Annotated in this window: 12 protein-coding genes; 10 read left to right on the forward strand and 2 right to left on the reverse strand. The window is 68.1% G+C overall.

Going from position 1 to position 13,573, the window contains the following annotated elements; translation table 11 throughout:
* Positions 1 to 4: 4 nt before the first annotated feature.
* From MLE43_RS07705 to MLE43_RS07750, 10 genes are all read left to right on the forward strand, one after another.
* On the forward strand, positions 5 to 568 hold the full coding sequence (locus MLE43_RS07705) for a NuoI/complex I 23 kDa subunit family protein (RefSeq protein ID WP_243303013.1): 564 nt from the start codon (positions 5 to 7) through the stop codon (positions 566 to 568).
* Between the two features lie 10 nt (positions 569 to 578).
* Positions 579 to 1,070 (forward strand): NADH-quinone oxidoreductase subunit J family protein, encoded by a 492-nt coding sequence (locus tag MLE43_RS07710; RefSeq protein WP_243303014.1) that lies wholly within the window; start codon positions 579 to 581, stop codon positions 1,068 to 1,070.
* Positions 1,071 to 1,089: 19 nt separating this feature from the next.
* Positions 1,090 to 1,410 carry an NADH-quinone oxidoreductase subunit NuoK gene (gene nuoK, locus MLE43_RS07715; protein ID WP_420843178.1) on the forward strand — a complete coding sequence of 107 codons (321 nt, stop codon included), beginning with the start codon at positions 1,090 to 1,092 and terminating at the stop codon, positions 1,408 to 1,410.
* 7 nt (positions 1,411 to 1,417) lie between these two features.
* Entirely contained in the window at positions 1,418 to 3,322 is a 1,905-nt protein-coding gene (gene nuoL / locus MLE43_RS07720; RefSeq protein WP_243303017.1) for an NADH-quinone oxidoreductase subunit L, read from the forward strand.
* Positions 3,323 to 3,330: 8 nt separating this feature from the next.
* On the forward strand, positions 3,331 to 4,947 hold the full coding sequence (locus MLE43_RS07725; protein ID WP_243303018.1) for a complex I subunit 4 family protein: 1,617 nt from the start codon (positions 3,331 to 3,333) through the stop codon (positions 4,945 to 4,947).
* Positions 4,947 to 6,446 carry an NADH-quinone oxidoreductase subunit N gene (locus tag MLE43_RS07730; RefSeq protein ID WP_243303019.1) on the forward strand — a complete coding sequence of 500 codons (1,500 nt, stop codon included), beginning with the start codon at positions 4,947 to 4,949 and terminating at the stop codon, positions 6,444 to 6,446. Before MLE43_RS07725 ends, MLE43_RS07730 begins: the two co-directional genes overlap by 1 nt.
* Before the next feature lie 111 nt (positions 6,447 to 6,557).
* Positions 6,558 to 8,075, forward strand: coding sequence for an efflux RND transporter periplasmic adaptor subunit (locus MLE43_RS07735; RefSeq protein ID WP_243303020.1), 1,518 nt, complete (start codon positions 6,558 to 6,560; stop codon positions 8,073 to 8,075).
* An 11-nt stretch (positions 8,076 to 8,086) separates the two neighbouring features.
* On the forward strand, positions 8,087 to 9,304 hold the full coding sequence (locus tag MLE43_RS07740; RefSeq protein ID WP_243303021.1) for an ABC transporter permease: 1,218 nt from the start codon (positions 8,087 to 8,089) through the stop codon (positions 9,302 to 9,304).
* A gap of 6 nt (positions 9,305 to 9,310) precedes the next feature.
* Entirely contained in the window at positions 9,311 to 10,558 is a 1,248-nt protein-coding gene (locus tag MLE43_RS07745) for an MFS transporter (protein ID WP_243303022.1), read from the forward strand.
* 101 nt (positions 10,559 to 10,659) lie between these two features.
* Positions 10,660 to 12,396 carry a methyl-accepting chemotaxis protein gene (locus MLE43_RS07750; RefSeq protein ID WP_243303024.1) on the forward strand — a complete coding sequence of 579 codons (1,737 nt, stop codon included), beginning with the start codon at positions 10,660 to 10,662 and terminating at the stop codon, positions 12,394 to 12,396.
* Positions 12,397 to 12,456: 60 nt separating this feature from the next.
* On the opposite strand, the gene tpx is transcribed toward MLE43_RS07750, so the two are convergent.
* Positions 12,457 to 12,954 carry a thiol peroxidase gene (gene tpx / locus MLE43_RS07755; RefSeq protein WP_243303026.1) on the reverse strand — a complete coding sequence of 166 codons (498 nt, stop codon included), beginning with the start codon at positions 12,952 to 12,954 and terminating at the stop codon, positions 12,457 to 12,459.
* A 42-nt stretch (positions 12,955 to 12,996) separates the two neighbouring features.
* Positions 12,997 to 13,536, reverse strand: coding sequence for a DUF4136 domain-containing protein (locus tag MLE43_RS07760; RefSeq protein WP_243303028.1), 540 nt, complete (start codon positions 13,534 to 13,536; stop codon positions 12,997 to 12,999).
* Positions 13,537 to 13,573 lie beyond the last annotated feature (37 nt).

The raw sequence follows: 13,573 nt of genomic DNA on the forward strand, positions 1-13,573 counted from the left end.
GGCGATGGGTGTCGTCGTCAAAAAGGTCGAGCTGAGCTGGCTGGACCGCACCTATGTCTGGCCGGTGATGAAGGGCATGGGCATCACGTTCCAGCACTTCCTCAAGCAGCTCTTCACGCCCACCGCGAAGCGCTACACGATCCAGTACCCGGACATGAAGAAGGAGATGCCCGAAGGCTACCGTGGCCTCCATGAGCTGAAGCGGTTCGAGGATGGTGCCATCAAGTGCGTCGCCTGCTTCATGTGTCAGGAAGCCTGCCCGGCCCGCTGCATCAGCATCGAGGCCGAGGAGTTCAGCGACCTGAACATCACCCAGGGTTTCGAGGAGAAGCGGCCCGCCAAGTTCAGCATCGACATGCTGCGCTGCATCTACTGCGGCATGTGCGAGGAGGCCTGCCCCAAGGACGCCATCTGGCTCCGCAAGGACTACGAGGTGGCCGCCTACGACCGGCTGTCCCTCCTGTATGGCAAGTGGGATCTGATGAACACCTACACCGCGACCGACGGCAAGGAGCGCATCGCCCAGGATCCCACCCCCTCCGTGCCGCGCCGCACGATCGCGTTGTAAGGGAGCGGCCATGTTCATCACCTTTGCCCTCATCACCCTCCTGGGCGCCCTGGGGATGCTGCTGCAGAAGAACGTCGTCGTGGCGGGCCTCTGCATGGTGGCCGCCTTCTTCGGCGTGGCGGGCCTCTTCGTGCTGCTGGCCAATCCGGTCGCCGCGGCCCTCCAGATCATCGTCTACACCGGCGCGATCATGGTGCTGGTGCTCTTCGTGATCATGATGCTGAACAGCCACGAGGAGGAGGCCGGTGCCGCCCGCCCCGTCCAGCGCTGGCTGTCCCTGGCCCTGATCGCGGTCCTGGCCTTCGCCGCGGTGAAGCTGGTGCTGGCCTCCGCCGGCCTGAACGCCCTGGCGGTGAAGGGGGCCGAGATGCCCCAGGCCATGACCCTGCAGAAGGTGGGCACCACCCTCTTCGCGGACCATCTGCTGGGCTTCGAGGTGGCGGGCCTGGTGCTGCTGGCCGCGATGATCGGCGCCGTGGCGCTGACCAAACGGAACCTGTGAGGAGCCCACGATGACCGGCATGGATGCGATCCTCCACGGCGGCCTCCAGGGATACCTGGTCGTCGCCATCCTGCTCTTCTTCCTGGGGCTGGCCGCGGTGCTGCTGCGCCGCACCCTGCTCCTGCAGTTCATGGGCGTGGAGCTGATGCTCAACGCCGCCAACGTGGCCCTGCTGGCCTTCGCGCGCTTCCGCGGCGGCGATGCCCAGGCCATGGTGTTCTACCTCTTCATCATCGCCGTGGCCGCCTGCGAAGCGGCGATCGGTCTGGCGCTGATCATCGGCCTCTACCGTCACCGGGACACCACCGACTCGGACCGGGCCGCCAGCCTGAAGCAGTGAGGGTGCGATGAACAAGTACTACTGGCTCATTCCGATCCTCCCCCTGCTGGGCGCGGCCTTCAACGGCCTGCTGGGCAAGCGTCTGGGCAAGAGCGCCGTCACGGTCGTGGGCCTGGGCGTCGTCTTCGGTTCCCTGCTGCTGGCCGCCTCCGCCTTCCTCGCCATGAAGGCCCTGCCGGATCATCGGCTGGTTCTGACCTACGGCGAATGGATGCTGACCGGCTCCATGGCCGTCCCCTTCGGCCTGGTGATCGACCCCCTCAGCGGCACCATGATGCTGGTCGTCACCGGCATCGGCTTCCTGATCCACCTCTACTCCGTGGGCTACATGCACGCGGAGGAGGGCTACGCCCGGTTCTTCAGCTACCTGAACCTCTTCGTGTTCTTCATGCTGACACTGGTGCTGGGCTCGAGCCTGCCCCTGATGTTCGTGGGCTGGGAGGGCGTGGGCCTCTGCTCCTACCTGCTCATCGGCTACTACTTCGAGACGGACTTCGCGCCGCAGGCGGGCCTCAAGGCCTTCCTCTTCAATCGCGTGGGCGATCTGGGCGTGTCCATCGGCATGCTGGTGCTCTTCGCCTCCTTCGGCACCCTGACCATTTCCGACATCCTCATCCAGGCGGGCCATCTGGCCCCCGAGGCGAGCTTCGGCATCCTCACCTTCGCGACCTTGATGCTCTTCGTGGGCGCCACGGGCAAGAGCGCCCAGCTGCCCCTCTACCTCTGGCTGCCAGACGCCATGGCGGGCCCGACCCCCGTCAGCGCCCTGATCCACGCGGCCACCATGGTGACCAGCGGCATCTACATGATCTGCCGCCTGGCCCCGGTCTACACCCTGACGCCCACCACCATGACCGTGGTGGCCTGGGTGGGTGCCGCCACGGCCCTGTTCGCCGCCACGATCGGCCTCTTCCAGCGCGACATCAAGAAGGTGCTGGCCTACTCCACCGTCTCCCAGCTGGGCTACATGTTCCTGGGCCTGGGCGCGGCCGGCTTCGCGGCGGGCTTCTTCCACGTCTTCACCCACGCCTGGTTCAAGGCCCTCCTCTTCCTCGGCGCCGGCAGCGCGATCACGGCCATGCACCACGAGCAGGACCTCTTCAAGATGGGCGGTCTGAAGAACAAGACGAAGATCACCTTCATCACCATGGTGGCCGGCACCATCGCCATCATGGGCTTCCCCGGCACCTCGGGCTTCTTCAGCAAGGACGAGATCCTCTACCTGGCCTACCTGAAGTCCCCGGCCCTGTGGGTGGTGGGCGTGGTCGCGGCCTGCTGCACGAGCTTCTACATGTGGCGCCTCATGGCCCTGGCCTTCTGGGGCGAGCCCCGCGACCACCACGCCTACGAGCACGCCCACGAGAGCCCGCTCTCCATGACCCTGCCGCTCATGGTGCTCGCCCTGGGCTCCCTGCTGTGGGGCTTCTGGGGCGTGCCCGAGGCCTTCGGCGGGCACTTCAGCATCGGCGAGTGGCTGAAGCCGGCCCTGACCTACGGGCAGACCCATGCCGCCCACGGCCACCACGAGGGTCCGGCGGTCCTGCTGGCGGTGATCTCCACGACCCTGGGCCTGGTCTTCGGCTTCCTGGGCTGGTCCAAGTACAAGAACGGCCCCGCCTGGGAGTTGGCCTTCGCGGAGAAGTTCCCCTTCCTCCACAACCTGCTGCTGAACAAGTACTACGTGGACGAGGGCGTGGAGCTCTACCTGCTCCGGCCCATCCGGTGGTTCGGCAACCTCATGTGGAAGCTCTTCGACGTCATCCTCATCGACGGCGTGGGCGTGAACCTGCCGGGCGCGCTGACCCGGGTGTTCGGGGACTTCACGGCGCTCTTCCAGACCGGCCGGGTGCGCAACTACGCGCTCAGCATGGCGCTGGGGGCCGCGATCCTCCTCTATGTCTTCCTGAAGTAGGTGGGGCGATGACCTGGCTGAACCTCCATCCCCTCACCTTCCTGGTGTTCGCGCCGACCGTCCTGGGCTTCGCGCTGATGGCCCTGCCGCACAAGCTCGGCAAGCTGGCCCGGCTGCTGGGCTTCCTGGGCGCCCTGGCCATCTTCGTTTTGAGCCTCGCCTGGCTGCTGGGCCACAGCCCGGCCGCCGGCGGGACGGTCCTGGCGGAACGCGCCCCCTGGTTCACCCTGGTGGGCCTGCCCGTGGACTACGCCCTGGCGGTGGATGGCCTGAACCTCTGGCTGGTGCTCCTCACCACCTTCCTGGTGCCGCTGACCATGCTGGGCACCTGGAACAGCCTCAAGGACCGCATGGGCACCTTCGCGGCCCTGTTCCTCCTGCTCGAGACCGGCATGCTGGGCGCCCTGGTGGCCCAGGACCTGTTCGTGTTCTACCTCTTCTGGGAGGCCATGCTGATCCCGATGTACTTCATGATCGGGGTCTGGGGCGGCGATGAGCGCCGCTACGCGGCCAACAAGTTCTTCCTCTACACCCTGAGCGGGTCGCTGCTCTGGCTGGTGGCCCTGCTCTACCTGGCGAACAAGGCCGGCGGCTTCAACCCGGCCCTGATGGCCCAGGCGGCCTCCGCGCTTCCCTTCGGCGTGCAGGGCTGGCTGTTCATCGCCTTCGCCGTGGCCTTCGCCATCAAGGTGCCCCTGTTCCCCCTGCACACCTGGCTGCCGGACGCGCACGTACAGGCGCCCACGGCCGGTTCCGTCATCCTGGCCGGCGTGCTGCTGAAGCTGGGCGGATACGGCTTCATCCGCTTCGCCATCCCCATGTTCCCCCAGGCGGCGATGCACTACGCCAAGCCCATCGCCCTGCTGAGCGTCATCGCCATCGTCTACGGGGCCCTGGTGGCCATGGTCCAGCGCGACATCAAGAAGCTGGTGGCCTATTCCTCCGTGAGCCACATGGGCTTCGTGATGCTGGGGCTCGCCTCCATGACCGTCATCGGCACCCAGGGCGCCATGCTCCAGATGCTCAACCACGGCATCAGCACAGGCGCGCTCTTCCTCCTGGTGGGCATGCTCTACGACCGGGCCCACACGCGCATGATCGCCGATTTCGGCGGCGTGGCCGTGAAGATGCCCATCTTCACCACCTTCTTCATGATCGTGACCCTGAGCTCCATCGGCCTGCCGCTCACCAACGGGTTCGTGGGCGAGTTCTGGATCCTCAACGGCACCTTCCTCTCCGGCTTCTCGTGGGGCCGCCTCTATGCCGTCCTGGCCACCTCCGGCGTGCTGCTGGGCGCGGTCTACATGCTGTGGATGTTCATGCGCGTCTTCTGGGGCCCCGAGAACAAGGACGAGGACAGCGGCACCCACCACCTGCACAGCGACCTGAATGCCCGCGAGATCGCGGTGATGCTGCCCCTGGTGGTGCTCATCGTCTGGATGGGCGTCCACCCGAAGACCTTCGTGGCCGCCAGCGAGACCCCCGTGGCCGCCCTGCTCCAGGAGATCAAGGCCCCGGCGCCCAGGACCTTCGTCCTGAAGCCGGCTGTCCATGAGGCTCCCGCGGCCCCCGCCGAATCCGGAGCGCATCTCCCCGAAGCTCCCGCCGCGCACGAGGTGCATTGATGAGCCTCACCCCCAGCCAGTGGGCGGCCCTGCTGCCGCTGCTCCTCCCGTCCTTCGGCGCCTGCCTGATCGTCCTGATGTCCCTCGACAAGGATCAGGCCACCGCCAAGTGGATCCGCGGCGCCATGTACGGCACGGCCCTCCTGGCCGTCGCCGGCAGCTTCTGGTACCTGACGGAACTCTGGAAGACCGGCGCCCAGCCCAGCTTCTTCCAGCTGCGGATGGACCGCCTAGCCCAGTTCACGGGCGTCTTCCTGATGGTGGCCACGGCGCTCACCATCCTGCAGAGCTGGGATCACTTCCACCAGGAGGGTTGGGTGAAGGGTGAGACCCTGGCCCTGCTTCTCTTTGCCGTGGTGGGCATGCAACTCTTCGCCTCCACCACCCACTTCGTGACCCTCTTCCTGGGCCTGGAGCTGTTCAGCCTCCCCCTCTATGCCCTGGTGGGCACCGTGCGGGCCCGGCCCGAGAGCGCCGAAGGCGGGATGAAATACTTCCTCACCGGCGCCGTGGCCTCCAGCTGCTTCCTCATGGGGGGCGTGCTGATCTACGGCATGAGCGGGACCTTCGACCTGGCTGCGGCCGCCACCTCCCTCAAGGGGCACGGCCTGGTCCTGGATCCCCTGGTGTTGGTGGGTGCCGCCCTGATGCTGCTGGGCTTCCTCTTCAAGGTGTCTGCGGTGCCGTTCCACCAGTGGACGCCGGACGCCTACGAGGCCTCCCCGCACCCCATCGCGGGCTTCATGTCCGTCGCCACCAAGGGCGTGGCCTTCATTGCGCTCCTGCGCGTGTTCGCCGGCAGCTTCGCCCCCCTGGGCGCGGTGGGTGTGAAGATGCAGTCGGTGGTGGCCGTGCTGGCCATCGCCACGCTGGTGCTCGGCAACCTCACGGCCCTGGTCCAGTCCAATGTGAAGCGCATGCTGGCCTACTCCAGCATCAGCCACGCCGGCTACCTCCTGCTGGGCTTCGTGGCCGGCACCCCGGCGGCCTACACGGGCGTGCTGTTCTACCTGGTCATCTACCTGGCCATGAACATGGGCGCCTTCGGCCTGCTGACGGCCTTCGGGCTGGTGGGCGACCAGACGACCTTCGAGGACCTGCGGGGTCTGGGCTGGAAGCGTCCGGCCATGGGCTTCTCCGCGGCCGTGTTCATGCTGAGCCTGGCCGGCATCCCCCCCCTGGGCGGCTTCTACGGCAAGTACATGATCTTCCGCGAGCTGGTGGGCACAGGTCACGTGGGCATGGCCATCCTCGGAGTCCTGGCGAGCCTGGTGTCCGCCTACTACTACCTGCGCCTCCTGGTGGCCCTGTTCCTCCAGGCCCCCAGTGCCGAAGCGGAGCGCCTGGCCTCGGATCGTCCCGCGGTCCACGCCCCGCTGGCGGGTGCCACCGTGCTGGTCTGCGCGGTCATCGTCCTGGCAGGCGGCTTTCTCCAGTCGGGCCTGGCGGATGGGTTTGCCAAGCGGGCCCTGATCGAGGGCCTGGGCCTGATCCGCTAGGGCGTTTTTTTCAGTCTCAACCGGGAACCTCCTCTGGCGGTCTATACATCGTTATGCGAAGGTACATGGCTGGGCCCTGCCCGGCCCCCTTGAGAAGCGGAGTGCGGCGTCATGAAGCGGAATACCTGGATTGGCCTGGGAATCGGCGTCGCGGTGGTGGCGGGTGGAGCCGCCTACGTGCTCACCCGGCCCAAGGATGAGGTGAAGTGGCGCCTGGCCAAGCTGGACAAGGGCAACATCACTCAGCGCATCAATGCCACGGGGTCGGTGAGCCCGGTGGTGCAGGTGGCCGTGGGCACCCAGGTGTCCGGGGTGATCTCGGCCCTCTACGTGGACTACAACAGCATCGTGAAGAAGGGCCAGCTCATCGCGCAGATCGACCCGACGGTGTCGGATACCCAGCTCCAGGATGCGCAGGCGAGCCTCCTCCGCGCCCAGGCCGCCTACGATTTCGCCAAGGCCGACTACGACCGCAGCAAGCGCCTGGCCGAGGACAAGCTCCTGGCGGCCCAGGACCTCGACACCAAGGAGACGGCCCTCAAGAATGCCAAGGGCAACCTGGAGTCCGCCAAGGCCACAGTGGACCGGGCCAAGGCGAACCGCGGCTACTGCGACATCACGGCCCCGGTGGACGGCGTGGTGATCTCCCGCCTGGCGGACGTGGGCCAGACCGTGGCCGCCAGCTTCAGCACGCCGAACCTCTTCCAGATCGCCCAGGATCTCTCCGCGATGAAGGTCCAGGTCTCCATCGGCGAATCGGACATCGACGAGGTGCAGGTGGGCCAGCGGGCCATGTTCACCGTGGACAGCCTGCCGGACAAGCAGTTCGCCGCTACCGTGAGCCTGGTCCGCCAGGAGCCGATCACGACCCAGAACGTGGTGAACTACGTGGTGGAGATGATCGTGCCCAATGAGCCGCTGGCCGGCTCGGCCGACGGCGGCGGGATGCCGCGGGCGATTGGTGCCGATGCGGCCGCGCCAGACCCCGAGAAGGCCTGGGAGCGGATGAAGGACCGCATGGCGGCCCAGGGCGTCACCAAGGAGCAGTTCCTCAAGCGGTTCAAGGAGCGCCAGGCCGGCCAGCCCAAGGGGGCGCCCAGTCTGGCCAAGGGCGGTCCCGCCGTCCTGCATGCCCCGGCGGGCGATCCGAAGGCGCTGGCCCGGATTCCCGGGGGCGCCAGTCAGCTGGGCGGCCCCAAGTTCACGGGCACCCTGGCCCTGCGCTCGGGCATGACCGCCAATGTCACCATCATCACCAACCAGCGCAAGGATGTGCTCCGGGTGCCCAACTCCGCCCTGCGCTTCAATCCCGCCGCCTTCATCAAGGAAGACAAGAAGGCCGATGGCCCGCGCCTGGGCCAGCCCATGATGATGGGTGGCCCCCGGCCCGGCGCCCAGAGCACCACCGGCAGCAAGGGCGGGGTGGTGGCGCGCCGGGAAGACCGCATCTGGGTGCTGGAGAACGGCAAGCCCAAGGCCCTGGTGGTCAAGGCCGGCATCACCGATGGCCAGTTCACGGAGATCTCCGGTGAGGGGCTCGTGGAGGGCCTGCAGGTCCTGACCGGTGTGGAGAACACCAAGCAGGCCAATGGCGCGGCCCCCCTGGGCGCAACCGGGGGACGGCGCTAGCCGGGGGGTCCATGCGATTCCTGGAATTCCTCAAGCTCGCGTTATTCGCCATCACCCGGAACAAGATGCGGGCCTTCCTCACCATGCTCGGCATCATCGTCGGCGTGGGCGCGGTGATCGCCATGATCGGCATCGGCGAGGGCTCGAAGCGCGCCTCCATCGCGCTCATCCAGAACATGGGCTCCAACATGCTGACCATCTTCCCGGGCAGCGCGGGGAACCGCTTCGGTCCTTCCGCCATGGGCAGCGCGGACATCCTGCTGGAAAGCGACCCGCCCCTGATCCAGCAGGAACTCGCCCAGAGCAGCGTCGTGGCCGCCACGGCCCAGGTCCAGACCACGCGGCCCATCATCTACCAGAACAGCAACTACGTGACCCAGGTCCAGGGCACCGGCCCCGAGTTCCTCCAGATCCGCGGCTGGGAGGTCGAGAACGGCCGCTTCTTCACCGATACCGAGGTCCGCGGCATGGCGAAGGTCTGCGTCATCGGCCAGACCGTGAAGGACAACCTCTTCCCCAACGGGGAGGATCCCGTGGGCCTCACGGTCCGCGTGGGTCCGCTGCCCTTCCTGGTGGTGGGCGTGCTGGAGAAGAAGGGCGCCGGCATGTGGGGTGACCAGGACGACCTCATCGTGGCGCCCTACACCACGGTGATGCGCAAGATCATGGGCCGGGACAAGATCCAGCGGATCATGGTCAGCGCCCAGGAGGGCAAGGCCGAGCTGGCCGAGACCGAGGTCACGGCCCTGCTGCGCCAGCGCATGAAGGTGGCGCCCAAGGACGACAATCCCTTCCAGATCCGCAAGCAGGACGACATCGTGCAGATGCAGACGCAGCAGGCGGGCATCCTCACGGCCCTGCTCGCCGTGGCCGCCAGCATCTCCCTGGTGGTGGGCGGCATCGGCATCTCCAACATCATGCTGGTGAGCGTCACGGAACGCACCCGGGAGATCGGCATCCGCCGCGCCCTGGGCGCCACCCAGAACAGCATCCTCTGGCAGTTCCTCGTCGAGGCGATCGTGCTGTCCCTGCTGGGCGGCATCATCGGCGTCGGCTTCGCCTACTCGGCGGTGTACATCCTCCAGAAGTTCCAGGTGCCCGCCGTGACCGAGTCCTGGGCCGTGGCCCTGGGTCTGGGCTTCTCCGGGCTGGTGGGGGTGGCCGCGGGCTTCCTGCCGGCGGTGAAGGCGGCGAAGCTGGATGTGATCGACGCCCTGAGATACGAGTGACCCGCTGTGGATGACGCCGCGGCGCGGCATGATCCGTACGCGGCCCTGAGGGACGGGAACTACCGCTGGTTCATCGCGACCCTGGGCCTCGTCACGCTGGGCCTGCAGATGCAGGGCGTGGTCGTGGGCTGGCAGGTCTACGACCGGACGGGGGATCCCCTGGCCCTGGGGCTGGTGGGTCTGTCCGAGGCGCTGCCCTTCCTGGCCCTGGCGCTGTTCGGCGGTCACGCGGCGGACCGGGCGAACCGCCTGCGCCTCTGCCTGGCCGCGACCCTGGGGCTGGCCCTGTGTTCCGGGCTGCTCTGCGCCTTCAGCTGGCGCTTCCAGGCGGGGCCGCTGGCCCAGGCGGTCTGGCCGATCTACGGAGTCATCTTCCTCACGGGGATCGTGCGGGCCTTCTACCGGCCGGCCAATGTGGCGCTGGGCACAGACCTGCTCCCGAAATCGCTCTATGCCAACGGCTCCACCTGGCGGGTCTCCGTCTTCCACTCGGGCATGGTGCTGGGACCGGCCCTTGGGGGTCTGGTCTACGCCTGGCGCGGCCCGGTGGCGGCCCACTTCCTGGTGATGCTGCTCATGGCCTGCGGGCTGCTGGGACTGTTCTTCATCCGCTACGCGCCCCGGGCCGTGGCGCCGCGCAGCGGCTCGATCGTGCAGAGCCTGGGCGAGGGCCTGCGGTTCGTGTTCTCGCAGCGCCTGCTGCTGGGGGCCATCAGCCTCGATCTCTTCGCCGTGCTCTTCGGCGGGGCCGTGGCCGTGCTGCCCGTGTTCGCCCGGGAGATCCTGAAGGTGGGCCCGCAGGGCCTCGGCGCGCTGCGGGCCGCCCCGGCCCTGGGCTCGGTGCTCATGGGGATCACCCTGGCCCACCTGCCCCCCCTGCGGCGGGCGGGACGCACGCTCCTGCTCTGCGTGGCGGCCTTCGGCGCGGCCATGATCGCCTTCGCCCTGAGCCGGAGCTTCCTGCTGAGCCTGCTGCTGCTGGCCGCCAGCGGCGCGGTGGACAACGTCAGCGTGGTCCTCCGCGCCACCCTGCTCCAGACCCTCACGCCCGAGCACATGCTGGGCCGCGTGTCATCGGTGAACCAGGTGTTCATCGGCTCCAGCAACGAGATCGGCGCCTTCGAGAGCGGCCTGGCGGCGCGGCTCCTGGGGCTGGTGCCCTCGGTGATCTTCGGCGGCTGCATGACCCTGCTGGTCGTCGCGACCACCGCCTGGAAGGTGCCGGGCCTCCGGCGGATGGACCGCATCGGCTGACCGAAGCGCGTGACATCGATCAAATGTGACCCGTGAGTCTATTGAGTGGAGGCTGGACATTCCACACTGATGGCATCTGTTGAATCCATCCCGGGTGACCCATGTTCTTCGACCTCCTCCACGTCCGAATCCGCATCAAGCTCCTGGGCCTGGTGCTGCTGCCCGTGGTCGGCGGCGGCTTGCTCTCCGGCCTGGTGGTGGCCGAGCAGACGCGCCTGCTGGAGCGCATGCAGCGCCTGCGCGCCGCCTCCAGCCTCTCGGTCTCGGTGGGGAACGTGGTCCACGCCCTCCAGGCCGAATCGGCGGGGACGGCCCTCTTCCTCGGCAGCGAAGGCACCCTCCAGGCGCCGATGGCGAAGGGCCGGGAGGCCGTGGATCGCGAACAGGCGGCCCTGAACGCCGTCCTGGCCGAGACGGGGCCCGAGTTCAAGGGCACCTTCCCGGCCCAGCTCCGGGATGGGAGCCACCTCCGGGAGCTCCGCCGCCGGGTGGACCGGCATGGCACCAGCCTGGAGCTGATCGACGACTACGCGCGGGAGGTGGACGCCCTGCTCCGGGTGCAGAACCAGCTCATGCAGCCGGCCGCCGGGACGCCGCTGGAGGGGCGCTCCCAGGCGTTCGCGACCCTGATCCGGGCCAAGGAGTCCGCCGGCCTGGAGGCCGCGGTGCTGGCCCATGTCTTCTCCCACGGCACGCTGGACGTGGCCACCCAGGAGCGGTTCCTGTCGCTGCTGGATGCCCAGAAGGCACAGGGCGAGGCCTTCCTGTCCTCGGCTCCCGAGGGCGTGCGCGAGGACTACCGGAAGGCGCTGGCGGGTCCCTTCAGCGCCGAGCTGCAGCGCATGCGCGACCTGGTCCAGGCGGGACGGGTGATCCAGGATCCCGAGGCCTGGGCGCGGGTGGCCGCGGAGGAGCTCCAGGCGCTCAAGGGCGTGCAGGACCGCATGAGCCGGGACTTGCTGGCCGACGCCCAGAGCCTGGAACGGGGCGCCCGCACCAAGGGGTGGTTCCTGGCGGCAGGGTTCAGCGTCTTCGGCCTGGTCGTGCTGCTCTGGACCTGGCGGGCCACCGTGCTGATCACGGAGCCCATCCACGCGCTGGCGGACGGCATGGCCCGCATGCAGCAGGGGGATCTGAGCATCCAGCTTCCGGTCCACAGCTTCGACGAGACCGGCCGCATGACCGAGACCTTCAACGCCATGAGCGCCCACCTCAACGAGCTGGTGCGGACCCTCCAGAGCCAGGCCGCGCGGGTCGCCAGCGGGGCGGGGCGGTGGTCCACCAGCGTCGAGCAGATCTCGGGCGCCACCCAGCAGCTCGCGAAGAGCAGCCGGGTGCAGCGGGAGGCCTCGGAGGACGTGGCCGCCGCCGTGACCCAGCTCCAGGCCACGGTCGTCCAGGTCCGTGCCAGCGTGGACGCCATGATCGACGGGGGCCGGGAGGCCGCCACCATGGTGCGCGACACGGGCCGCCGGGCCCAGCTGCTCCATCACCTGCTGGAGGACGTGGCGAAGGGGAGCGACGCCGCGCTCCTCGCCCCCCTGCGGGAAGGCGCAGCCCAGGCCGCGGCCATCATCCAGGCCATGGCGCACGTGAACGAGGCGCTCGGGGCCATCGAGTCCGTGGGCGGCGAGATCCACAAGGCCGCCGAGGCGCAGTCCGCCGTCAGCAGCGACGTGAGCCGGCGCATGCAGGCGAGTCAGGCGGCCACCGGCGAAGTGCAGCTGACCGCCGCCCAGCTGGCGAACACCGCCCCGGAGCTGGCCATCACCACCCGTGACCTGGTGAGCGTCGCCCAGTCCCTCAAGGCCTCCGCCGCCGCCTTCCGCGTGGAATAGAAGAGCGGCCCCGAAGGGCCGCTCTTCATCAAAACTGACAGCTGAGAGCTGACAGCCGTTCTACAACACCGCCAGCGCGGCGTTGTAGTCGGGCTCCTGCGCGATCTCGGGGACCAGCTCGGTGTGGACCACCTTGCCGGCTCCGTCCACCACCACCACGGCGCGGGCGAGCAGGCCCTTCATGGGGCCGTCCGTCAGGGTCACGCCGTAGGCCTTGCCGAAGTCCGGCGCGCGGAAGACCGAGGCGGGCACCACGTTGTCCAGGCCCTCGGCGCCGCAGAAGCGCTTCTGGGCGAAAGGCAGGTCGGCGCTCACGCAGAGGATCGTCGTGTTGGGCTTCTCGTTGGCCCGGGCGTTGAACTTGCGCACACTGGCCGCGCAGGTGGGCGTGTCCAGGCTGGGGAAGATGTTCAGCACCACGCGCTGCCCGGCGAGGTCCTTGGCGGAAACTTCGGAGAGGTCGGTGCGCACCAGGGTGAAGGCCGGCGCCGCCGAGCCCACCTTCGGCAGGTCGCCGGCGGTGTTGAATGGATTGCCCTTGAGAGTGACTTTGGCCATGACTGGCTCCTTAATAGGAACCTCCAGGTTACTGCCAGGGCCCTACTTCGGTGGGAATTTGGCGAGAATGTCGTGAACGGCTTTCGGTACCACTTCGTCCGCATCCTCGGGGGTGTTCAGGCCCGTGAGGGCCCCGGCGGCGGCCCCCTGCCAGATCATCTGGTTGGTCTTGAAGTCCACGATCTCGATGACGATGGTGCCCTCTTTGTAGCTGTGGACCTGGCTCATGCTGGTGCCCATGCGGCCGTAGAAGGGCCGGTAGCCCCAGCCCCAGCCGAGGTGGGTGGTGGTGCGGTAGCGGCGCTCATGGACGATGGGGTAGTAGGTCACGAGGAAATCGGGGTCCGCCTTGGTCTCCATCGCGAACCCCTTGGCCTGGAGCTCTTTCTCCACGGCCGCGCGCACCCGCTTGTCCATGAGGCTCGTGGTGCCGCCGGTGCCCTTCTTGGAGGTGTAGTAGTCGAACGTCTTGTAGCGGCTGAACGAGGCCGTCACGTCGTAGTCGTAGTTCACGCTGTAGCCCGTGCAGGCCCCGAGGAGGAGGAGGGGGAGCAGGGCGGCGGAGAGGGCAAGGCGGCGCATGGAACCTCCGGTTCACCATTATGGAGGGCGGAACGGA

Source organism: Geothrix oryzisoli, from assembly GCF_022808865.1.
In the GTDB taxonomy this organism is placed as follows: Bacteria; Acidobacteriota; Holophagae; order Holophagales; family Holophagaceae; genus Geothrix; species Geothrix oryzisoli.

Bases quoted from the DNA above. Each gene is read 5' to 3' on its own strand.
- nuoL (WP_243303017.1), top strand. From the start codon at position 1,418: ATGAACAAGTACTACTGGCTCATTCCGATCCTCCCCCTGCTGGGCGCG.
- tpx (WP_243303026.1), bottom strand. From the start codon at position 12,954: ATGGCCAAAGTCACTCTCAAGGGCAATCCATTCAACACCGCCGGCGAC.
- nuoK (WP_420843178.1), top strand. From the start codon at position 1,090: ATGGATGCGATCCTCCACGGCGGCCTCCAGGGATACCTGGTCGTCGCC.
- MLE43_RS07710 (WP_243303014.1), top strand. From the start codon at position 579: ATGTTCATCACCTTTGCCCTCATCACCCTCCTGGGCGCCCTGGGGATG.
- MLE43_RS07725 (WP_243303018.1), top strand. From the start codon at position 3,331: ATGACCTGGCTGAACCTCCATCCCCTCACCTTCCTGGTGTTCGCGCCG.
- MLE43_RS07740 (WP_243303021.1), top strand. From the start codon at position 8,087: ATGCGATTCCTGGAATTCCTCAAGCTCGCGTTATTCGCCATCACCCGG.
- MLE43_RS07760 (WP_243303028.1), bottom strand. From the start codon at position 13,536: ATGCGCCGCCTTGCCCTCTCCGCCGCCCTGCTCCCCCTCCTCCTCCTC.
- MLE43_RS07730 (WP_243303019.1), top strand. From the start codon at position 4,947: ATGAGCCTCACCCCCAGCCAGTGGGCGGCCCTGCTGCCGCTGCTCCTC.
- MLE43_RS07735 (WP_243303020.1), top strand. From the start codon at position 6,558: ATGAAGCGGAATACCTGGATTGGCCTGGGAATCGGCGTCGCGGTGGTG.
- MLE43_RS07705 (WP_243303013.1), top strand. From the start codon at position 5: ATGGGTGTCGTCGTCAAAAAGGTCGAGCTGAGCTGGCTGGACCGCACC.
- MLE43_RS07750 (WP_243303024.1), top strand. From the start codon at position 10,660: ATGTTCTTCGACCTCCTCCACGTCCGAATCCGCATCAAGCTCCTGGGC.